This window comes from Marichromatium gracile (assembly GCF_004343155.1).
GTDB lineage: Bacteria > Pseudomonadota > Gammaproteobacteria > Chromatiales > Chromatiaceae > Marichromatium > Marichromatium gracile.
In genome coordinates this window covers 439,751-458,964 of the sequence record NZ_SMDC01000001.1, presented here as the reverse complement: position 1 = coordinate 458,964, position 19,214 = coordinate 439,751, and the positions used below count along the sequence as shown (strand labels likewise).

Sequence of the window (19,214 nt, the reverse complement as noted above, 5' to 3'; positions counted from 1 at the left end):
GACCGCCGCGGCGAGCACACGTCATTCACGGACCGAGATCATGCCGACCCCCGCCCCACAACCCGAACCCGCGCTGCGCGTGGCCCTGCTCGCCGACACCCACGGCAGCCTCGATGGACGTATCGAGCAACTGGTCGGCGACTGCGACCTCGCGGTGCACGCCGGCGACATCGGCAACGCCGCCGTGCTCGCGCGCCTGCAACCCCGTCAGGGGCGGGTGCTCGCGGTCTATGGCAACAACGACTCGCCGCGCCAGTGGCCGAGCGCCGACCGCGAGCTGCTCCAGCACCTGCCGGAGTGGCGCGCCTACCCCCTGCCCGGCGGCACCCTGGTGGTGATCCACGGCCACCAGACCCCGGCGCGCGACCGCCACGGCTGGCTGCGCCGACGCTTCCCCGAGGCCCGGGTCCTGGTGTACGGTCACAGCCATCGGCTGGTCGTCGACACCGACGTCTCGCCCTGGGTGCTCAACCCGGGCGCGGCCGGTCGCACCCGGACCCACGGCGGCCCCTCCTGCCTGATCCTCGAGGCACGCGCCTCGACCTGGACGGTCGAGGTGCACAGATTCACCCATCATTCGCACGCGCCGCGCGCGCGCATCGCCTGACGACACCATTCATGAGTTCAACCACCGCGCACCTCGTCAAACCCCCGAAGTCCCTGCTGCGTCAGGTCGGCCGCGCCATCGCCGACTTCCGCATGATCGGCGACGGCGACCGCATCCTGCTCGGCGTCTCCGGCGGCAAGGACTCGCTGTCGCTGCTCCACATCCTCGCCCATCTGCGCACCTATGCCCCGGTACGCTTCGAGCTCGCCGCGCTCACCGTCGACCCCGAGGTGCCGGGGTTCGACCCGCAACCGCTCAAGGACTACTACACTCGCCTCGGCGTGCCCTGGCACTACGAGCAGCAGCCGCTGATGGAGCAGGCCAAGACGCACATGGACGGCGACTCCTTCTGCGCCTACTGCTCGCGGATGAAACGCGGCATCATGTACCGTCTCTGTCGCGAGCACGGCTACAACGTGCTCGCCCTCGGCCAGCACCTCGACGACCTCGCCGAGAGCCTGATGATGTCGCTGTTCCACGGCGGCCAGCTGCGCACCATGAAGGCGCACTATCGCAACCAGGAGGGCGACCTGCGGGTGATCCGTCCGCTGGCCTACTGTCGCGAGCGCCAGACCGCCGACTTCGCCGCCCACGCCGGGCTGCCGGTGGTGCCCGACAGCTGCCCGGCCTGCTTCACCATGCCCTCGCAGCGCGCCTACATGAAGACCCTGCTGGCGCGCGAGGAGCGCGAGCACCAGGGGCTGTTCGCCAACATGCTCCACGCCATGCGCCCGATCATGACCGAGGGCGAGCTGCCCGAGCCGGGCTGGCCGAGCGAGCGGCCGCGCCCGGACTCAGAGCAGGCCGCGCTCGGCGAAGGAGACGCCCGCGCCGGCGCCGATGACGAAGTGGTCGAGCACGCGCACGTCGATCAGCGCCAGGGCAGCGCGCAACCGCTCGGTGATGCGTAGATCGGCCTGACTCGGCTCGGCGACCCCGGAGGGGTGGTTGTGGGCGAAGATCACCGCTGCGGCATTGGTCTCGAGCACCCGTCGCACCACCTCGCGCGGGTGTACGCTGGCGCCGTCGACGGTGCCGCGGAACAGCTCCTCGTAGCGGATCACCCGGTTGCGGGTGTCGAGGAAGAGACAGGCGAAGATCTCGTGCGGCGAGCCGTAGAGACGCAACTTGAGATAGTCGCGGGTGCACTGCACGTCGCTGAGCGCATCGGCGCCGCCGATGCGGCTGAACAGATAGCGGCGGCTGAGTTCGAGTACCGCCTGGAGCTGCGCGTACTTGGCCGTGCCCAGCCCCTTGCCGGCGCAGAAGCGGCGCTGGTCGGCGGCGAGCAGACCGGGCAGCCCGCCGTAGTCGGCGAGCAGCTCGCGCGCCAGGTCGACCGCGCTCTTGCCGGTTACCCCGGTGCGCAGGAAGATCGCCAGCAGCTCGGCGTCGGTGAGCGCCTGCGCGCCGTGCGCCAACAGCTTCTCGCGCGGGCGCTCGGCACTCGGCCAGTCGCGGATCGGCATCGCCGTGGTCTCCCGCCGGGTGCCGTCCGGCCACGCTCGGCGGTCGCGCTCGCACCCGGTGATCTGCGTTAAACTGATCCGATTCGAACACCAAGGATACACGATTTGTCGACTCAACCAAGCGCGGGATCCCGCATCCTGCTCGGGGTCGGGGGCGGTATTGCCGCCTACAAGTCGGTCGAGCTGGTCCGTCGCCTCAGCGAGCAGGGCTGCGAGGTACAGGTGGTGATGACCCGGGCGGCCACCGCCTTCGTCGGTCCGCTGACCTTTCAGGCCGTTTCCGGGCGCCCGGCGCGGGTCGAGATGCTCGACCCCGGCGCCGAGGCCGGGATGGGCCACATCGAGCTCGCCCGCTGGGCCGACCAGATCCTCATCGCCCCGGCCACCGCCGACCTGATGGCGCGGCTGGCCGCCGGCATCGCCGACGACCTGCTCACCACCCTGGTGCTGGCCAGCCCGGCACCGCTGGCGATCGCCCCGGCGATGAACCAACAGATGTGGTGCCACCCGGCCACCCAGGACAACCTGGCGCGGTTGCGCGCGCGCGGCGTCCAGGTGATCGGCCCCGGCGTCGGCGTCCAGGCGTGCGGCGACGAGGGCCCGGGGCGGATGCTCGAACCGGCCGAGATCGCCGCCGCGCTGCACCCGGCGCGACCGCTCGACGGGGTCCGGGTGCTGCTCACCGCAGGCCCCACCCGCGAGCCGCTCGACCCGGTGCGCTATCTCGGCAACCGCAGCTCCGGGCGCATGGGCTATGCGCTGGCCGAGGCGCTCACCGCGCTCGGCGCCCGGGTGACCCTGGTCAGCGGCCCCACCGCGCTGACGCCACCGCCGGTCGAGCAGGTGGTGCAGGTCGAGACCGCGCTGCAGATGCACGCCGAGGTGATCGCCCGCGCCGACGCCTGTGAACTCTTCGTCGGCACCGCCGCGGTCGCCGACTATCGCCCGGTCGCCCCGGCCGAGACCAAGATCAAGAAGGAACACGCCGCGCTCGAGATCCGTCTCGAACGCAACCCCGACATCCTCGCCGAGGTCGCCGCGCGCCGCCCCGCCCCCTTCACCGTCGGCTTCGCCGCCGAGACCGAGCGGGTCGAGCACTATGCCCGTGGCAAGCTCGTCGACAAGGGGCTCGATATGATCGCCGCCAATCGTGTCGGCGGTCCGCGCGGCGGCTTCGAACGCGAGGAGAACGCGCTCACCGTGCTCTGGCCCGACGGTCAGCGCGACCTGCCCATGATGGCCAAGCCCCGACTCGCGCGGGCGCTGGCCGAACTCATCGCCGAACGCTATCTCGAACACCATGCACCATCGTCTTGACGTCAAGCTGCTCGATCCCCGACTCGGGCGCGACTATCCACTGCCGCAATACGCCACCACCGGCTCGGCCGGGCTCGACCTGCGTGCCATGCTCGAGGCCCCGCTCGAGCTCGCCCCCGGCGACGCCGAGCTGCTGCCCACCGGGATGGCGATCCACATCGCCGAGCCCGGCGTCGCCGGGATGATCCTGCCGCGCTCCGGGCTGGGCCATCGCCACGGCATCGTCCTCGGCAACCTGGTCGGGTTGATCGACTCCGACTACCAGGGACCGCTGATGGTCTCCTGCTGGAACCGCGGTACGGTCCCCTTCCGTATCGAACCCGGTGAGCGCATCGCCCAGCTGATATTGGTGCCGGTACTGCAGGCCGAATTGCGGGTGGTCGATGCATTCGACGCCACCAACCGTGGCGCGGGCGGCTTCGGCCACACCGGCAGACACTGAATCGAGCGCCAGAGCGCGCGCCGGCGGACCGCCGGCGCGGCGCCGCGCCACGCCGGGGACGCCCGCCATCGGCCTCCAGGACCGCCCCGGCGCACCCGCTGCGAAGACGCGCCGATCGTCTCCGCTCGCCCCACCCGCGTCCCACCCGCGCCGCCCGGCGCGCCGACGCATCGACAGACCCGGACACCACAGATGACACTCGCAAACGAACGCGCCCATACCATCGCCCACGTCCTCAACGAGTCGCTGCCCTATATCCGTCGCTTCCAGGGCAAGACCATGGTGATCAAGTACGGCGGCAACGCCATGGTCGACGAGCGCCTCAAGCAGGGCTTCGCCCGCGACGTGGTGCTGATGAAGCTCGTCGGCATCAACCCGGTGATCGTCCACGGCGGCGGCCCGCAGATCGGCTCGCTGCTCAAGCGTCTGGGCAAGGCCACCGAGTTCGTCCAGGGGATGCGGGTGACCGACGCCGAGACCATGGACGTGGTCGAGATGGTCCTCGGCGGATTGGTCAACAAGGAGATCGTCAACTTCATCAACCAGCACGGCGGCCATGCCGTCGGTCTCACCGGCAAGGACGGCGACCTGATCCGCGCCCGCAAGCTGGTGCTGCGCCGCGGCGCACCCGAGCTCAAGGCCTCCGAGATCATCGACCTCGGCCATGTCGGTGAGGTCGAGAGCATCGCCCCCCACGTCCTGCACATGCTGGTCAAGAGCGACTTCATCCCGGTGATCGCACCGATCGGGGTCGGTGAGGACGGTCGCGCCTACAACATCAACGCCGATCTGGTCGCCGGCAAGATGGCCGAGGTGCTCGAGGCCGAGAAGCTGCTGCTGCTGACCAACACCCCCGGGCTGCTCGACGGCGAGGGCACGCTGATCAAGGAGATCGACGCGGCGCGGGTCGAGGCGCTGATCGAGGAGGGGGTGATCTCCGGCGGGATGCTGCCGAAGACCCGCTGTGCGCTCGACGCGGTGCACTCCGGGGTGCGTTCGGCGCACATCATCGACGGCCGGGTGGAGCACGCGGTGATGCTCGATCTGTTCACCGACGAGGGCGTCGGTACCCTGATCCGCAGCCGCTGAGACTCAGCGCGGGGACCGCAGCGCGTCGCGAAAGCCCGCGACCGTGGCCTTGGCGGCGGCGTCGATACAGTCGTCGGCGCCGGTCAGCCGGTTGCGGCACTGCAGGTCGAGATAGAGCACGGTGCCGCCCTCCAGCCCGCTCAGCCGGGCCAGGGTGAGCACCCGCACCTCGCGCTCGTCACGCACCCGGGCGATCAGCAGATCGATGCTCTGGTGCAACTCGGGCGGCGCGAAGCGCTCCGTCAGATAGGCCCGCGCCCGCGTCCAGTCGCGCGCGCAGCGCGCGCGCTCACCACACACCAGACGATGGGATGGCACCGGGAGCGGCGCCGCCGCCTCCCCGTCCAGCCCACGTAGCTCACGCAGCCGCTCCAGCACCTCGGCGAAGCGTCGGCGCGCCGCGTCCTTGGAGCGCTCCAGACCGACGATGCGGCGATAGTGCTCGAGGATCCGTCGCTCGACCTCGATCACCTCGGATTCCAGCGTGCGCAGGGTCTCGGCCTGCCCCTGATCGGCCCCGGCCCGCTCGGTGGCGAGCGCCTCGAGACGCGTCCGTTCGCGGCGGATGCCGTCGCGCTGCACCTGGATGCGGGCGTCGAGCGCGCTCAGTTGCCCCTGCATGACCATGCGGACATCCTCCTCGTTGCGATAATTCGCGAGGATGTAGTCGTCATACATCTGTGCCAGCGCGCGGGCACGCTCGGCCTCGATCTCCGCCTCGGAGGGCGCGGGCGGGACCGTCTCGCGCTCGACGCCACGGGTGTCGAGTTCGACATGCCCGCGATCGACCGACTCGGCCGGCAGGATATCGGAATAATGGATGTTGCCCGTCTCGTCGACCCAGCGATACAGGCGCGCCTCGACCTGCTGCAGACAACCGCACAGACAGGCCGCCACGACCAGCGAGCAGAGTGGACTTGGGCGGGGCGATCGCTTCGACATCGCAAGACCTCCTGACGATCGAGGAAGGGGCGCTGAGCGCCGCCGGGGAGGCTTCGCCGCGCCGCGCTCACGGACCGGCAGACCAGCGGCGGCGCCCGCCCTCCCTGGCTTGCGTGCGGCGATCAGGCCCCGTAACGGGCGCGATAATCGCGCACCGCGGCGGCCATCGCGTCGGCCTCGGGGCGCTCGCCGAGGAAGGCGATGAGATCATCGAGGGTGACCACGCTGTAGACCGGCATGGCATAGGTCTCCTCGACCTCCTGCACCGCCGAGCGGACATCGCGCCCGCGCTCCTGACGATCGAGCGCGATCACCACCCCCGCGGGCTCGGCCCCGGCAGCGCGGATGATCTCGACCGACTCGCGCACCGAGGTCCCGGCGGTGATCACGTCGTCGATGATCAGCACCCGGCCGCGCAGCGGACTGCCGACGATGGTGCCGCCCTCACCGTGGTCCTTGGCCTCCTTGCGGTTGAAGGCATAGGGCTGGTCGCGGTCGTGCTTGGTGGCGAGTGCGATGGCGGTGGTCGCCGCCAGCGGGATGCCCTTGTAGGCGGGACCGTAGAGCACGTCGAACTCGACCCCGGCGTCGACGATGCGCTGGGCGAAGGCCTCGCCCAGCCGCGCCAGGCGCACACCCGTGTCGAACAGACCGGCATTGAAGAAATAGGGGCTCTGGCGGCCGGATTTCAGCGTGAACTCGCCGAACCGGAGCGCGCCGATCGAGGTCGCGAAGTCCAGAAGGTCGCGCTGGTAGTCTTGCATCATGGGGGCGTGTCCTGAAAGAAAACGTCGGATGGATGGGATCGGCGCCCGACACGACCCGGCCGCGCCGGCGCCACAGACCCAATAGGATAAACGCTCATCCGTGCATTTGAGCAGGGTCGCGCGCCCTGCGAGGAGTCGATCGATGCTCGAACAGGCCCCACTGGGACTCTATCCCACCGCCTTCCTCGTCGGCCTGCTCGGCGGCGTGCACTGTCTGGGGATGTGCGGCGGCGTCGCCGGTACCCTCACCCTCGGGCTCGACCCCGCAACCCGTGCCCGGCCACGACGTCTGCTGCCCTTCCTGCTCGCCTACAACCTCGCGCGCATCGCCGGCTATGCCCTGGCCGGGGCGCTGGTCGGCGCGCTGGGGGCGCTGCTGGTCGAACTCGGTCCGCTGCTGGCGGTGCAGCGCGCGCTCTATGGCCTCGCCGGGGTGGTGATGATCCTGCTCGGGCTCTATCTCGGCGGCTGGTGGCGGGTACTCGCGCTCGGCGAGCGACTGGGACTGGTGCTGTGGCGCCGGCTCGAACCGCTGGGGCGCGCGCTGCTGCCGGTGCGCAGCCTGCCGCGGGCGGCGCTGATCGGGCTGATCTGGGCCTGGCTGCCCTGCGGGCTGGTCTATAGCGTGCTGATCAGCGCCCTGGCGAGTGCCGATGCCGGACGCGGCGCACTGGTGATGCTCGCCTTCGGCGCCGGCACCCTGCCGACCCTGGTCGGGCTCGGGCTACTCGCCGGCGCAGCCGCCAGGCTCGGCGAGCGCGTCTGGGTGCGCCAGCTCGCCGGGGCGGTGGTGACGGGCTTCGGGGTGCACGCGCTCTGGCAGCTCCTGGTGCTGCGCTGAACGCGCGCGGCGGGGATCAGTCCTCGGTAAAGAACTGCTGTTCGAGCTCGACCTCGGTGGTCTGATCGCTGCCCTCGGGAGTCACCGCGATGCGGAACACCATCACCTGCTCCTCCTCGATCGGGAACTCACCGACATAGTGCACGGTGCCGCGCTCGGGGATGGTGATCTCGCGCATCGGCACACGCGTGGTCTCGGTCGAGGGCGGGGTCAGGGCCTCGACCTCGATGCGCGCGCGGGTCGGCGCCCCCATGCCCTGTTCGCTCGGACCGCGCACGCCGACGTTGAGCATGCCGCGGCGCTTGCTGCGCAGGATCTTGAACTCACTGGCGATCTCGGGGTTGAGCGTCGCGGTGGGGATGGCGTTGTAGTGGATCTGGTAGCCATCGGCACTGGTGGCGGTCTCGGCGCCGACCGGGGCGCTGAGGCTCAGTGCCACGCCGAGCGGGAGCAGCAGGGCTCTAAGTCTGAACATAACGCAATCTCCTGTTGAACACATTGAGCGAAAGACTCGCGGCTTCAGGGGCGCTCGACGGGTAGGGGGAGCTGCTGCGGCGCCTCGATGCGCAGCCGCTTGTAGCGTGCGTGCTCGCCCCCGATTAGGGTGACCCGCGAGGGTGCCACCCCGAAGGCGTCGGCGACGAACCGCCGCAGCGCCTGATTGCCCTTGCCATCGACCGGCGGGGCCTTGATCCGGACCCGGTAATACTCGCCACCGGGATCGGGGCCGATGAAGGCGTCGCGCGGCGCGCGCACCTGCACCCGCAACGACAGCTCCAGATCCTCCCCGCTCCAGCGATACCAGCTCATGCCCGCCTCAGAAGGGATTGCCGACGAGGAAATCGAGCGGCGGCACCAGCAGCATCTTGAGCAGCACCAACCCGATCAGCACCGCCATCGGCGACAGGTCGATGCCACCGATCGGGGGGATCAGCCGCTGCGCCGGACGCATCAGCGGATCGGTCAGGCGCGCGAGCAGCGCCACGGCCGGGTTGAAGGGATCGGGGTTGAGCCAGCTGAGCAGGGCGCGCGCCAGCACGGCGAAGAAGAAGATGTCGAAGAACAGCTCCAGCACCCCGGGCACGGCCCAGCCGAGCACCGCGAAGGGCGAGCGATCGACCCCGAGCAGCAGCATCAGCAGCAACGACTCGACGGCAAGCAGCAGCCACACCAGCAGCAGCGAGGCGAGATCGAGTCCGCCGTAGCCGGGCACCAGCTTGCGCAGCGGGCGCAGCACCGGGGTGGTGACCTTGACCACGAACTGCGAGATCGGGTTGTAGAAGTCGGCGCGCGACCACTGCAGCAGGAAGCGGATGGCCACCACCGCGGCATAGAGCCCGAACAGGGTCTGGATCAGGAAGACGGCGGGATTGAGCAGATAGGACGAACTCATGACTGGCCCTCGAGCTCGGTCGAGATCTCGGCGGCGCGATCACGCGCGGCACGCGCGGCACGCGCCACCAGATCGTGCAGGTCGGCGCCGTCGAACACCGCCAGCGCGCGCGCCGTGGTACCGCCGGGGGAGGTCACCCGTTCGCGCAGCCGCGCCGGGGTCTCGTCGCTCTCCATGGCCATCTTGGCCGCGCCGAGCGCGGTCTGTACGGTCAGCAACCGCGCCGTCTCGGCATCCAGCCCGAGGGCGACCCCGGCCTCCTCGAGCGCCTCCATGAAGCGCAGGAAATAGGCCGGGCCACTGCCGGAGATGGCGGTGACGGCATCGATCTGCGCCTCGTTGTCGACCCAGCGGGTCAGCCCGGCGGCGCGCAGGATGGTCTCGGCATGATTGCGACCGGCGGCATCGACCTCGGCGCTGGCGTGCAGGCCGATCGCACCGCTCTGCACCATCGCCGGGGTGTTGGGCATCGCCCGCACCACCGGCAGCGGCGCGCCGAGCCAGCGTTGCAGCGTCGCCTCGCGCACCCCGGCCATCACCGAGATCACCAGCACCCGGCGACCGGCGAGCGCCGGGGCCAGATCACGGCAGATCGCGGCGGCGACCTGCGGCTTGACGCACAGGGCGACGATCTCGACCCCGTCGATCGCGGCGGCACCAGCGGCGAAGGCACGCACGCCGAAGCGCGCCTGCAGCTCGCCGCGGCGCTGGTCGTCGGGCTCGACGACCCGGATCGCGGCGGCATCGTAGCCGTCGGCGATCAGGCCGGCGATCAGGCTGGTGGCCATGTTGCCGCCACCGATGAAGGCAATGCTGGCTGTCGTCATATCAACCCCGGAAACAGAAGGAAACCATGCGGCAGACGCCCGGCGGGCGCCATGCCAAAACTCAATTATAAGGACGCGGCCCGAACACCGCGGTGCCGACCCGCACCAGGGTCGAGCCCTCGAGGATCGCCGCCTCGAGATCGCCCGACATCCCCATCGACAGACACTCGAGCGGGGTGGCGGCGCTGGCCAGCGTGTCGCGCAGCGCGCGCAGCGCGCGGAAGGGGACGCGCTGCGCGGCCTCGTCCTCGGCCGGCGGCGGCAGCGTCATCAGCCCGCGCACGCGCAGCGCCGGCAGGGTCTCGCAGAGCGCCAGCAGCTCGGCGGCCTGTTCGGGCGCGAGTCCGGCCTTGCTCGCCTCGCCGGCGAGATTGACCTGGATGCAGACGTTGAGCGGCGCGGCATCCGCGGGGCGCTGGTCGTTGAGCCGACGGGCGTGATCCGGGCTGCACAGCCCGTGCACCCAGTCGAAGTGGGCGGCGATCTGGCGCGTCTTGTTCGACTGCACCCGACCGATGAAGTGCCATTCGATGCCGGGCGCCTCGAGCGCGGTGATCTTGTCGAGCGCCTCCTGCACATAGCTCTCGCCGAAGGCGCGCTGGCCGGCCTCGTGGGCGGCGGCGATGGCCGCCAGCGGCTGCTTCTTGCTCACCGCCAGCAGCGCGATCGTGGCCGGATCGCGCCCGGCGCGCGCGGCGGCGGCCTGGATGCGCGACTGCACCTGCTGCAGCCGCGTGTCGATGGTCTCTTGGGTCATGATCGATAACGTGTTCGTTGGGACTCAGACACCCGCCGGCGCCAGCCGCGCCTGCAGCAGCCGCAGCGCCTGGCCGCGATGACTGAGCCGGTTCTTGGTCTCGGCGTCGAGCTCGGCGGCGCTGCAGCCGGTCTCGGGGACGAAGAACACCGGGTCGTAGCCGAAGCCGTTGGTGCCGCGCGGGGTCTCGAGCACCCGCCCCTCCCAGGTGCCCTGGCAGATCACCGGGGTCGGATCCTCGGCATGACGCAGATAGACCAGCACGCACTGGAAACGCGCGCTGCGCGCCTCGGGGGCGACACCGGCGAGCGCCTGCAGCAGCTGCGCGAGGTTCTCGGCATCGCTCGCGCCCGCCCCGGCATAACGCGCCGAGCGGATCCCGGGCGCGCCCTGGAGGGCGTCGACCTCGATCCCGGAGTCGTCGGCGATCGCCGGCAGCCCACTGTGACGCGCGGCGTTGCGCGCCTTGAGGATGGCGTTCTCGACGAAGCTCAGCCCGGTCTCCTCGATCTCGGGGATGGCGTGGTCGCGCTGTGGCTCGACCTGCAGCCCGCTGGCGGCGAGCAGCTGGTTGATCTCGCGGACCTTGCCGGCATTGTTGCTCGCCAGCACGATCCGGGTCTCGGGTACGTTTGGGTTCATGGCGGGGTCCATCGGCAGGTGGGTTGATCGGGTGGTCAGTCGGCCAGCACCGCGCGCTGCGCGGCCTGGATCTCGCGAATGCCGGCCTCGCCCAGCGCCAGCAGCGCGTCGAGTTCGGCGCGGGCGAAGGGTACGCCCTCGGCGGTACCCTGGATCTCGATGAAGCGCCCGTCGGCGTCCATCACCAGGTTCATGTCGGTCTCGGCCTTGCTGTCCTCGGCATAGTCGAGATCGAGCACCGGCTCGCCCTCGAACACCCCGACCGAGACCGCCGCGACCTGGGTGTGCAGCGGATCGGCGCCGAGCGCGCCGCTGGCGAGCAGACCGTCGACGGCCTCGCGCAGCGCCACCCAGGCGCCGGAGATCGCCGCGGTGCGGGTGCCGCCGTCGGCCTGGAGGACGTCGCAGTCGAGGGTGATGGTGCGCTCGCCGAGGGCGTCGAGATCGATCGCGGTCCGCAGCGCGCGCCCGATCAGGCGCTGGATCTCGAGGGTGCGACCGCCCTGCTTGCCGCGCGCCGCCTCGCGCGGGCTGCGCTCGCCGGTGGCGCGCGGCAGCATGCCGTACTCGGCGGTCACCCAGCCCTTGCCCTGGCCCCTGAGAAAGGGCGGCACCCGGGCCTCGACACTGGCGGTACAGAGCACCCGGGTGTCGCCGAACTCCACCAGCACCGAGCCCTCGGCGTGCTTGGTGAAGCCACGGGTGAAGCGCAGGTCGCGCAGCTGGTCGGGACGGCGTTGGGATGGTCGCATGGGCTCTGTCTCTCGGTTGATTGGCCGGCCATCTTCGGTCGCCGGCCAGGGGGGCGTCAATGCGCCTCGACCCCGGTCGGACGGCTGTCGGCGGCGCTGGTGACCGCGCCCGTCCGGTAGCGATCCAGGTGCGGGCGCAACCAGTCGAGCAACGCGCTGGCATCCCGCGGACGGCGCGCCGCCTCCATCTGCATCGCCCAGTCGACCGCCTCGAGCAGGAAGCCGGGATAGCGCCCGGCGAGCGCCTCGCGCGCCGACACCAGGGTGTCCTCCTTCTTGCGCTCGAGCGCCGGGGGCGGGGTCTTGCGCTCCATGCAGGTGCGGATGCTCGCGCCGACGGCATAGACATCGGTCCAGGGACCGAGCTCGGCGCGACTGAAGTACTGCTCGACCGGCGAGTAACCGGCGGTGACCACCTGGCTGCCGCGGGCACGCTCGCGGTTGAGCGGATGCACCGCGCCGAGATCGAGCAGCAGCGGCTGGTTGCCGTGACGCAGATGGATGTTGCCGGGCTTGACGTCGAGATGGACCATCGCGTGCCGGTGCATCAGCGCCAGGGCATCGAGCACCGGCACGAAGACATCCAGCAGAAAGGTGGTGCTGACGCCGCCGCGGCGCTGCTGCAGATAGCCCGAGAGGTTGCGCCCGCGCTCGTTGGGCATCACCAGATAGCCGGTGTCGTTGGCGAGGAAGAAGTCGAGCACGCGGACGATGCTCGGGTGCGACAGCGAGGCCAGCGCCTGCACCTCCTGGAAGAACAGTCGGCGCCCGTGGTGCAGCGACAGCGCCTGCTCGGCGCTCATCGGGACGACACGCCCGCCGTCGCGGCGGCGGGCGAGCTTCTTCGGCATGTACTCCTTGATCACCACCTCGGCCCCGGTGTCGAGGTCGTGGGCGAGATAGATCAGGCTGAAGCCGCCCTTGCCGATGACCTCGGCGAGCTGATAGGCACCCACCAGGGTGCCCGGAGAGAGGCTTTGTCGGGCCAGGGCCATGGCTGGATCATCTGCTCCACTGGACCCGGGCGGCCGAACGGCCGGACCGGGTGTCTTGCTACACGGCACCCATTGATGGCGCCCGATGGCGACGACACGCGTCACGGGGCGACACGCATCGGCGCCAAGTATACGCACCACCCACGACACCGACGCTCGAAAGGCCGGGCGACGCTGCCTTATACTGGAGTCCATCCGACCGTTCTTCCGCCCCCGAGAGCCGCGCCAGCATGATCAAGAGCATGACCGCCTTCGCCCGCGAATCCAGCCAGAGCGCGCTCGGCGAGCTTACCTGGGAGCTCAGGACCGTCAACCATCGCTATCTCGAGCCGATGCTGCGCCTGCCCGAGGAGCTGCGCGCGCTCGACACCCGGATCCGCGCGCGGCTCGGCGAGCGGCTGCACCGCGGCAAGGTCGACTGCGCGCTGCGCTTCAATCCCGGCGCCGGCGCCCCGGTCGCGCTCGAGCTCAACCGTCCGCTGGTCGAGCAGCTGCTCGCCGCCGGCGATGCCCTCGCCGGGCTCAGCGGTCGCGACACCCGCCCCACGCCCTTCGAACTGCTGCGCTGGCCCGGCGTGATCCGGGAGCAGGAGCGCGATCTCGATCAGATCGGCGCCGCCGCGATGGCGCTGCTCGATCAGACCATCGACGGCCTGATCGCCACCCGCGAGCGCGAGGGCGCGCGCCTCGCGCAGCTGGTACGCGAGCGCTGCGACCGGCTCGAGGTCTGTGTCGGACAAGTGCGCAACCGCATGCCCGAGGTCATCGCCGAGACCCGCGCCCGGCTCGCCGAGCGTCTCGCAGAGCTGCGCGAGGAGCTCGACGAAGCCCGTCTCGAACAGGAGATCGTGCTCGTCGCCACCAAGCTCGACGTCGACGAGGAGATGGACCGGCTCACCGCCCATATCGCCGAGGTACGCAGCGTGCTCGAGCGCGACGAGCCGATCGGTCGCCGGCTCGACTTCCTGATGCAGGAGCTCAACCGCGAGACCAACACCATCGGCTCCAAGTCCTCCGACGTCACCATCACCCGCACCGTGGTCGACATGAAGGTGCTGATCGAGCAGATGCGCGAGCAGATCCAGAACATCGAATGACCTCGGACGCCTGTCGCGCGCCGCTGGCGACAGCGACAGGGACGTTCTCGCATACACCACGCGCCGCTGTCGAGGGCCGTTGCAAGGTCGTATAATTGCGCCTTTTTCGTCTCGCGCACCCAGGTGGAAAGGCACGCCCGAGTCCGCTCCGGGCTCGCGGTTGCAGCCCCAACCAAGACACACCGTCCGCGGCCGCGCAGGACCCCACCGTCGAAGGCACACCCGCAATGGGACAAGGCATCCTCTTCATCGTCTCGGCGCCCTCGGGCGCCGGCAAGACCAGTCTGGTCCGGGCGCTCCTCGAGCGTGATCCCGCGCTCGCGCTCTCGGTCTCCTGCACCACCCGCGCGCCGCGCGCCGGCGAGCAGGACGGCGTCCACTATCACTTCCTCGCCCGCGAACGCTTCGAGCAGGCGATCGCCGCCGGCGACTTCCTCGAATCGGCGGAGGTCTTCGGCAACCTCTACGGCACCCGCGAGCAGGACGTGCGCGACCGGCTCGAGGCCGGCGAGGACCTGATCCTGGAGATCGACTGGCAGGGCGCGCGTCAGGTCCGCGAGCGCATCCCCGAGGCGGTCGGCATCTTCGTGCTGCCGCCCTCGATCAGCGAGCTCGAGCGGCGGCTGCGCGGACGCGGCACCGACAGCGACACGGTGATCGCCGGGCGCATGGCCCAGGCGCACGACGAGATGATCCACGGCGACGAGTACGACTATCTGGTGGTCAACGGTGACTTCGACGCCGCGCTCGCCACCCTGGCGGCGATCGTCACCGCCGAGCGCCAGCGCCAGGCGCGCCAGCAGGCCGTGCTCGCAGCGCTGCTCGAGGGCTGAGCCGGCGCCACCGGCGCGCCTCGCTCGACATCCCGCGCCGCCGGCCTGGGGCCGGCGCCGGGTCGCTCGCAAAGACCTGCCGGACGCTACTTGAACCCACCGTTCTTGTGATAGTCTGAGCAGTGTTCACACCCTGTTCGCGGGCCGTCCCAGGACCGCCCCGGGGCGCCCCGTCGCGGCGCCGCGCCACCGCATCGAGATGCACGGCCCGCTCTGGATTCATCCGCTCCAAAATAGCTTTTAGAGATCACCCGACCATGGCAAGAATTACCGTCGAGGACTGCCTCAAGAACGTCGACAACCGCTTCGATCTGGTGCTGCTGGCGACCAAGCGCGCCCGCCAGGTCGCCAACGGTGTCGAGCCCACGCTGGCCTGGGAGAACGACAAGCCGACGGTGATGGCGCTGCGCGAGATCGCCGCCGGCAACGTCACCAAGGGCACCATCCAGGAGGCCCAGAGCGAGATGGACGAGTCGGCCTCGCTCGAGCAGGCGCTCGCCGCCGAGCTGGCTGCGACCGAGACGCCGCGCGGCGAGGCCCGCTAGTCGTGTCCTCGCGGCGGGTCCCCATGCCCGCACCCGGGCGTGCCCACCGGCCTCCCTGCCGGTGGCGCGCGCATCCCCCCACCTCCACCGCCGCATCGCGCCGTCCATGCCCGCCGATCCGCTGACCGTCGCGCCGCCCGTCGCCCGCGCACCCGAATCCCCGCTGCGCGCCGAGCCGCCGCGCTATCTCATCAGCGACCTCTGCGCCTATCTCGAAAGCTATCTCCCCCCCGACCAGGTCCGCGAGTTCTATCGCGCCTATCTGTTCGGCGCCGAGGCCCACGAGGGCCAGAAGCGCAAGTCGGGCGAGCCCTACATCTACCACCCGGTCGCGGTGGCGCGCATCCTCGCCGAGATGCGCATGGACTACAAATGTCTGATGGCGGCGCTGCTGCACGACGTCATCGAGGATACCGACATCGCCAAGGCCGAGGTCGCCGCCGACTTCGGCGACGATGTCGCCGAGCTGGTCGACGGGGTCAGCAAGCTTTCGCAGATCGACTTCGACTCGCGCGCCGAGGCGCAGGCGGCGAGCCTGCAGAAGATGCTGCTGGCGATGACCCGCGACATCCGGGTGATCCTCATCAAGCTCGCCGACCGGCTGCACAACATGCGCACCCTCGACGCGATGCGCCCCGAGGCCTGTCGCCGGATCTCGCGCGAGACCCTGGAGATCTACGCCCCGATCGCCAACCGCCTGGGCATCAACTGGGTCCGCATCGAGCTCGAGGAGCTCGGCTTCGAGCACCACTGGCCGTGGCGCCGCCGGATCATCCATCGCGCGGTCCGACACACCCACGGGGAGCGGGTCGAGATGGTCGGCGCGGTCGAGCGGGCGCTCCAGGAGGCGCTCGCCCAGGAAGGGATCCCCGGCACCGTCGAGGGACGACGCAAGCATCTCTACGGCATCTACCGCAAGATGCGCGACAAGCATCACCCCTTCGAGGAGGTGATCGACGTCTCCGCCTTCCGCGTGGTCGTCGACCGGGTCGACACCTGCTACCGCGTGCTCGGCGTGGTCCACAACCTCTACAAGCCGGTCCCCGGTCGCTTCAAGGACTATATCGCCATCCCCAAGGCCAACGGCTACCAGTCGCTGCACACCGTGCTGGTCGGCCCCCAGGGGGTGCAGATCGAGGTGCAGATCCGCACCGAGGACATGCAGCGCATGGCCGAGTCGGGGATCGCCGCGCACTGGCTCTACAAGAGCGGCGAGGAGGCCAACCCCGCGGCACTCGCCGCCGACTGGCTGCAGAACCTGCTGGAGATGCAGCGCGAGGCCGGCAACTCGGTCGAGTTCCTCGAGAACGTCAAGGTCGACCTCTTCCCCGGCGAGGTCTATGTCTTCACCCCCAAGGGCCGGATCATCACCCTCAAGCGCGGCGCCACCGTCGTCGACTTCGCCTTCGCGATCCACTCCGACATCGGCAACACCTGTGTCGCCGCCCGCGTCGATCACCGCCTGGTGGCGCTCAACACGGTGCTGCGCAGCGGCCAGCGCGTCGAGATCATCAACGCCCCCGGGGCCAAGCCCAACGCCTCCTGGCTGAACTTCGTCACCACCGGCAAGGCCCGCGCCGGCATCCGCAGCTATCTCAAGAACCTCAAGCAGCGCGAGGCGCTCGGGCTCGGCAAGCGGCTGCTCAACGCCGAACTCTCGGTCTTCGACCTCGACCTCGACCAGCTCGAGACGCCACGACTCGCCGCCTATCTCGACGAGGCCAAGCTCGCCGGACTCGACGCCCTGCTGGTCGACATCGGTCTCGGCAACCGGCTCGCCGCACTGGTCGCGCGCCGACTCGTCGGCGGCGAGCTCGAGGAGCTCGGCAGCGAGCCCCGCAACGAGGCCAAGAACCACCCCAACCGCCTGGCGATCCGCGGCACCGAGGGCATGGTGGTGAGCTTCGCACGCTGCTGCCGACCGATTCCCGGCGACACCATCGCCGCCCAGTTCAGCCCCGGGCGCGGCATCGTCGTGCACCGCAGCGAGTGTCGCAACCTCGGCAGCCCCGAGCGCAAGCGCGACCGCCGGTTGGCGGTGGAGTGGGCGAGCGAGCCCGAGGGCGAGTTCTCCACCGAGATCCGCGTCGAGATCGGCAACCGCCGCGGCGCCCTGGCGGTGGTCGCCAGCGCCATCGCCGAACAGGGCTCGAACATCGAGACCGTGGTCTCCTGCGAGAAGGAGGGGATGACCACCGCGCTGGAGTTCGTGATCCTGGTGCGCAGCCGTGTCCATCTCGCCCAGATCATGCGCCGGCTGCGCCATATCCCGCTGGTCGAGCGCATCATCCGCCTGCCGCGCTGAACCCCGCTCAGAACTGCCGCACCCTGATGTTGAGCGTCTGGATGCGATAGGCGATCTGACGCGGGGTCATGTTGAGCAGCCGCGCCGCCTTGGCCTGCACCCAACCGGCCTCCTCCAGCGCCGCGATCACCCGCTCGCGCTCGTCGAGCTTGGGGTCGTTGAGGTCGATCTTGGCCGCCGTCGGACGCGCCAGCGGGCGCGGCGGCTCGTTGGCCATGGCGCTGACGTCCAACCCGGTCGACTCGACCACCTCGCAATCGATGCGCCCGTCGACGCTCATCACCGCGGCGCGCTCCAGACAGTTCTCCAGCTCGCGCACGTTCCCCGGCCAGTCATGCCGCATCAGCACCCGCAGCGCGCTGTCGCTGATGCTGAGCGTGCGGCCCTGGACGCGGGCGATCTTGTCGACCAGGAAGCGGGCCAGCTCGGGCACGTCCTCGAGCCGCTCGCGCAGCGGCGGCATGCGGATCGGCATCACGTTGAGCCGGTAGTAGAGATCCTCGCGGAACTCGCCGGTGCGGACCTCGCTCTCGAGATCGCGGTTGGTGGCGGCGATCACCCGCACATCGACCTTGAGCGTCCGGGTGCCACCGACGCGCTCGAACTCGCCCTCCTGCAGCACCCGCAGCAGCTTGGCCTGGAAGGCGGGGCTGATCTCGCCGATCTCGTCGAGGAACAGGGTGCCGCCGTCGGCCTGCTCGAAGCGCCCCTTGCGCTGGCTGGCGGCGCCGGTGAAGGCACCCTTCTCGTGACCGAACAGCTCGGACTCGAGCAGGTTGTCGGGGAGCGCGGCGCAGTTGAGCCGCACGAAGGCGCCGCGCGCGCGCGGCGAGTTGTAGTGGATGGCGTTGGCGATCAGCTCCTTGCCGGTGCCCGACTCGCCCCGGATCAGCACCGTGGTGTTCCACTTGGCGACCTGGCGCACCTGCTCGAAGACCAGGCGCATGGTATCGGCGCGACCGATGACGCTGTCGAAACCGTGGGCACCGCGCACCTCGCGCCTGAGGGTGTCGCGCTCCTCGCGCAGCGCCCGCTGCTCGGCCTCGACACGGCGCGCCAGACGCACCGCCTGACCGATCAGGTTGGCGACCATCTCGAGGAAGTGGGCGCGCTGTTCGAGCAGCGCGTCGCCGTCGAGCGGCTGGGCGGCGAGCACCCCCACCGCGCCGGCCTCACCGAGACGAATCGGCACCCCGATGAAGGGCAGCTCGGGATCGTAGAGACTGAGCCGATCGAGAAAGCGCGGCTCGTCGCCGACACGCGGCAGGATCCAGGGCGCGTTGCTGGCCAGGATCTGGCCGATCACGCCCTCGCCGGGACGATAGCTGACGGTCTCGAAGGGCGCCGCCGCCGAGTCGTGGAGCGCGCCGATGAGCAGCTCGCCACGCTCGTCGTCGAGCAGGCTGACCATGCCGTGACGCAACCGCCCCTGTTCATCGAGCACCGAGAGCACGGCACTCAGGGTCTGGCGCAGGTCGAGCGAGCGGCTGAGCACGCTGCTGACCTCGAACAGCACCCCGAGCTGGGATTCGAGCAGGGCGAGCCGGCGCGCATCCTCGCGCGGCGCCGACACCCCGGGAGTGGGTGAGCGCAT

Annotated in this window: 22 protein-coding genes; 10 read left to right on the top strand and 12 right to left on the bottom strand. The window is 70.3% G+C overall.

Annotated features, from left to right (window positions below; all coding sequences use genetic code 11):
* Nucleotides 1–40: 40 nt before the first annotated feature.
* On the top strand, nt 41–607 hold the full coding sequence (locus EDC29_RS02115; RefSeq protein WP_062271568.1) for a metallophosphoesterase family protein: 567 nt from the start codon (nt 41–43) through the stop codon (nt 605–607).
* A gap of 11 nt (nt 608–618) precedes the next feature.
* The gene (locus tag EDC29_RS02110; protein WP_123138975.1) at nt 619–1,518 is read left to right on the top strand and encodes a PP-loop family protein; all 900 of its coding nucleotides are present in this window, start codon (nt 619–621) and stop codon (nt 1,516–1,518) included.
* On the opposite strand, the gene radC is transcribed toward EDC29_RS02110, so the two are convergent.
* Nucleotides 1,402–2,076, bottom strand: a complete 675-nt coding sequence (gene radC, locus EDC29_RS02105) for a RadC family protein (RefSeq protein ID WP_123138976.1) — start codon at nt 2,074–2,076, stop codon at nt 1,402–1,404. The two genes, EDC29_RS02110 and radC, sit on opposite strands and share 117 nt — an antisense overlap.
* A gap of 105 nt (nt 2,077–2,181) precedes the next feature.
* Between radC and coaBC the strand changes: the two genes are divergently transcribed.
* The 3 genes from coaBC (at nt 2,182) to argB (ending at nt 4,924) form a co-directional block, all read left to right on the top strand.
* Complete coding sequence (gene coaBC, locus EDC29_RS02100) at nt 2,182–3,393, top strand: bifunctional phosphopantothenoylcysteine decarboxylase/phosphopantothenate--cysteine ligase CoaBC (protein WP_123138977.1); 1,212 nt, start codon at nt 2,182–2,184, stop codon at nt 3,391–3,393.
* Complete coding sequence (gene dut, locus EDC29_RS02095; RefSeq protein ID WP_123138978.1) at nt 3,377–3,835, top strand: dUTP diphosphatase; 459 nt, start codon at nt 3,377–3,379, stop codon at nt 3,833–3,835. The genes coaBC and dut overlap by 17 nt, the downstream gene beginning before the upstream one ends.
* Nucleotides 3,836–4,027: 192 nt before the next feature.
* A complete protein-coding gene (gene argB / locus EDC29_RS02090; protein WP_123138979.1) occupies nt 4,028–4,924 on the top strand; it encodes an acetylglutamate kinase in 897 nt (298 codons plus the stop codon).
* Nucleotides 4,925–4,927: 3 nt separating this feature from the next.
* On the opposite strand, the gene EDC29_RS02085 is transcribed toward argB, so the two are convergent.
* Together EDC29_RS02085 and pyrE are read right to left on the bottom strand one after the other, a co-directional pair.
* Nucleotides 4,928–5,866, bottom strand: a complete 939-nt coding sequence (locus tag EDC29_RS02085) for a DUF4124 domain-containing protein (protein ID WP_132228343.1) — start codon at nt 5,864–5,866, stop codon at nt 4,928–4,930.
* A 122-nt stretch (nt 5,867–5,988) separates the two neighbouring features.
* Complete coding sequence (gene pyrE / locus EDC29_RS02080) at nt 5,989–6,630, bottom strand: orotate phosphoribosyltransferase (protein ID WP_062271641.1); 642 nt, start codon at nt 6,628–6,630, stop codon at nt 5,989–5,991.
* A gap of 145 nt (nt 6,631–6,775) precedes the next feature.
* On the opposite strand from pyrE, the gene EDC29_RS02075 reads away from it, so the two are divergent.
* Nucleotides 6,776–7,474, top strand: a complete 699-nt coding sequence (locus EDC29_RS02075; RefSeq protein ID WP_123138981.1) for a sulfite exporter TauE/SafE family protein — start codon at nt 6,776–6,778, stop codon at nt 7,472–7,474.
* Nucleotides 7,475–7,490: 16 nt separating this feature from the next.
* Here EDC29_RS02075 and EDC29_RS02070 read toward each other — a convergent pair whose 3' ends face one another.
* The 8 genes from EDC29_RS02070 to EDC29_RS02035 all read right to left on the bottom strand — a co-directional run bounded on the left by EDC29_RS02070 (nt 7,491) and on the right by EDC29_RS02035 (nt 12,840).
* Nucleotides 7,491–7,949 carry a DUF4426 domain-containing protein gene (locus EDC29_RS02070; RefSeq protein WP_165913409.1) on the bottom strand — a complete coding sequence of 153 codons (459 nt, stop codon included), beginning with the start codon at nt 7,947–7,949 and terminating at the stop codon, nt 7,491–7,493.
* 44 nt (nt 7,950–7,993) lie between these two features.
* Entirely contained in the window at nt 7,994–8,284 is a 291-nt protein-coding gene (locus EDC29_RS02065; protein WP_123138983.1) for a DUF167 domain-containing protein, read from the bottom strand.
* 7 nt (nt 8,285–8,291) lie between these two features.
* Entirely contained in the window at nt 8,292–8,867 is a 576-nt protein-coding gene (locus tag EDC29_RS02060; protein ID WP_123138984.1) for a YggT family protein, read from the bottom strand.
* Nucleotides 8,864–9,694, bottom strand: coding sequence for a pyrroline-5-carboxylate reductase (gene proC / locus EDC29_RS02055; RefSeq protein ID WP_132228341.1), 831 nt, complete (start codon nt 9,692–9,694; stop codon nt 8,864–8,866). Before proC ends, EDC29_RS02060 begins: the two co-directional genes overlap by 4 nt.
* Nucleotides 9,695–9,755: 61 nt before the next feature.
* Complete coding sequence (locus tag EDC29_RS02050) at nt 9,756–10,451, bottom strand: YggS family pyridoxal phosphate-dependent enzyme (RefSeq protein ID WP_123138986.1); 696 nt, start codon at nt 10,449–10,451, stop codon at nt 9,756–9,758.
* Nucleotides 10,452–10,475: 24 nt separating this feature from the next.
* Entirely contained in the window at nt 10,476–11,093 is a 618-nt protein-coding gene (gene rdgB / locus EDC29_RS02045) for an RdgB/HAM1 family non-canonical purine NTP pyrophosphatase (RefSeq protein ID WP_123139324.1), read from the bottom strand.
* 35 nt (nt 11,094–11,128) lie between these two features.
* Complete coding sequence (gene rph, locus EDC29_RS02040; RefSeq protein WP_062271544.1) at nt 11,129–11,845, bottom strand: ribonuclease PH; 717 nt, start codon at nt 11,843–11,845, stop codon at nt 11,129–11,131.
* A gap of 56 nt (nt 11,846–11,901) precedes the next feature.
* Nucleotides 11,902–12,840, bottom strand: coding sequence for a serine/threonine-protein kinase (locus EDC29_RS02035; RefSeq protein ID WP_123138987.1), 939 nt, complete (start codon nt 12,838–12,840; stop codon nt 11,902–11,904).
* Nucleotides 12,841–13,070: 230 nt separating this feature from the next.
* Here EDC29_RS02035 and EDC29_RS02030 point away from each other — a divergent pair, with 230 nt between their 5' ends.
* The 4 genes from EDC29_RS02030 (at nt 13,071) to EDC29_RS02015 (ending at nt 17,620) form a co-directional block, all read left to right on the top strand.
* Nucleotides 13,071–13,937 carry a YicC/YloC family endoribonuclease gene (locus EDC29_RS02030; RefSeq protein WP_123138988.1) on the top strand — a complete coding sequence of 289 codons (867 nt, stop codon included), beginning with the start codon at nt 13,071–13,073 and terminating at the stop codon, nt 13,935–13,937.
* A gap of 227 nt (nt 13,938–14,164) precedes the next feature.
* Complete coding sequence (gene gmk / locus EDC29_RS02025; RefSeq protein ID WP_123142975.1) at nt 14,165–14,770, top strand: guanylate kinase; 606 nt, start codon at nt 14,165–14,167, stop codon at nt 14,768–14,770.
* Nucleotides 14,771–15,027: 257 nt separating this feature from the next.
* On the top strand, nt 15,028–15,315 hold the full coding sequence (rpoZ, locus tag EDC29_RS02020) for a DNA-directed RNA polymerase subunit omega (RefSeq protein WP_123138990.1): 288 nt from the start codon (nt 15,028–15,030) through the stop codon (nt 15,313–15,315).
* 121 nt (nt 15,316–15,436) lie between these two features.
* Nucleotides 15,437–17,620 (top strand): RelA/SpoT family protein, encoded by a 2,184-nt coding sequence (locus EDC29_RS02015; protein ID WP_369957537.1) that lies wholly within the window; start codon nt 15,437–15,439, stop codon nt 17,618–17,620.
* A gap of 7 nt (nt 17,621–17,627) precedes the next feature.
* Here the strand turns inward: EDC29_RS02015 and nifA are convergent, their stop codons facing one another.
* Nucleotides 17,628–19,214 (bottom strand): nif-specific transcriptional activator NifA, encoded by a 1,587-nt coding sequence (gene nifA / locus EDC29_RS02010; RefSeq protein ID WP_132228339.1) that lies wholly within the window; start codon nt 19,212–19,214, stop codon nt 17,628–17,630.

Coding starts and splice junctions, on each gene's coding strand:
- EDC29_RS02115 (WP_062271568.1), top strand. CDS start 41: ATGCCGACCCCCGCCCCACAACCCGAACCCGCGCTGCGCGTGGCCCTG.
- EDC29_RS02110 (WP_123138975.1), top strand. CDS start 619: ATGAGTTCAACCACCGCGCACCTCGTCAAACCCCCGAAGTCCCTGCTG.
- radC (WP_123138976.1), bottom strand. CDS start 2,076: ATGCCGATCCGCGACTGGCCGAGTGCCGAGCGCCCGCGCGAGAAGCTG.
- dut (WP_123138978.1), top strand. CDS start 3,377: ATGCACCATCGTCTTGACGTCAAGCTGCTCGATCCCCGACTCGGGCGC.
- argB (WP_123138979.1), top strand. CDS start 4,028: ATGACACTCGCAAACGAACGCGCCCATACCATCGCCCACGTCCTCAAC.
- EDC29_RS02085 (WP_132228343.1), bottom strand. CDS start 5,866: ATGTCGAAGCGATCGCCCCGCCCAAGTCCACTCTGCTCGCTGGTCGTG.
- pyrE (WP_062271641.1), bottom strand. CDS start 6,630: ATGCAAGACTACCAGCGCGACCTTCTGGACTTCGCGACCTCGATCGGC.
- EDC29_RS02075 (WP_123138981.1), top strand. CDS start 6,776: ATGCTCGAACAGGCCCCACTGGGACTCTATCCCACCGCCTTCCTCGTC.
- EDC29_RS02070 (WP_165913409.1), bottom strand. CDS start 7,949: ATGTTCAGACTTAGAGCCCTGCTGCTCCCGCTCGGCGTGGCACTGAGC.
- EDC29_RS02065 (WP_123138983.1), bottom strand. CDS start 8,284: ATGAGCTGGTATCGCTGGAGCGGGGAGGATCTGGAGCTGTCGTTGCGG.
- EDC29_RS02060 (WP_123138984.1), bottom strand. CDS start 8,867: ATGAGTTCGTCCTATCTGCTCAATCCCGCCGTCTTCCTGATCCAGACC.
- proC (WP_132228341.1), bottom strand. CDS start 9,694: ATGACGACAGCCAGCATTGCCTTCATCGGTGGCGGCAACATGGCCACC.
- EDC29_RS02050 (WP_123138986.1), bottom strand. CDS start 10,451: ATGACCCAAGAGACCATCGACACGCGGCTGCAGCAGGTGCAGTCGCGC.
- rdgB (WP_123139324.1), bottom strand. CDS start 11,093: ATGAACCCAAACGTACCCGAGACCCGGATCGTGCTGGCGAGCAACAAT.
- rph (WP_062271544.1), bottom strand. CDS start 11,845: ATGCGACCATCCCAACGCCGTCCCGACCAGCTGCGCGACCTGCGCTTC.
- EDC29_RS02035 (WP_123138987.1), bottom strand. CDS start 12,840: ATGGCCCTGGCCCGACAAAGCCTCTCTCCGGGCACCCTGGTGGGTGCC.
- EDC29_RS02030 (WP_123138988.1), top strand. CDS start 13,071: ATGATCAAGAGCATGACCGCCTTCGCCCGCGAATCCAGCCAGAGCGCG.
- gmk (WP_123142975.1), top strand. CDS start 14,165: ATGGGACAAGGCATCCTCTTCATCGTCTCGGCGCCCTCGGGCGCCGGC.
- rpoZ (WP_123138990.1), top strand. CDS start 15,028: ATGGCAAGAATTACCGTCGAGGACTGCCTCAAGAACGTCGACAACCGC.
- nifA (WP_132228339.1), bottom strand. CDS start 19,214: ATGCGCTCACCCACTCCCGGGGTGTCGGCGCCGCGCGAGGATGCGCGC.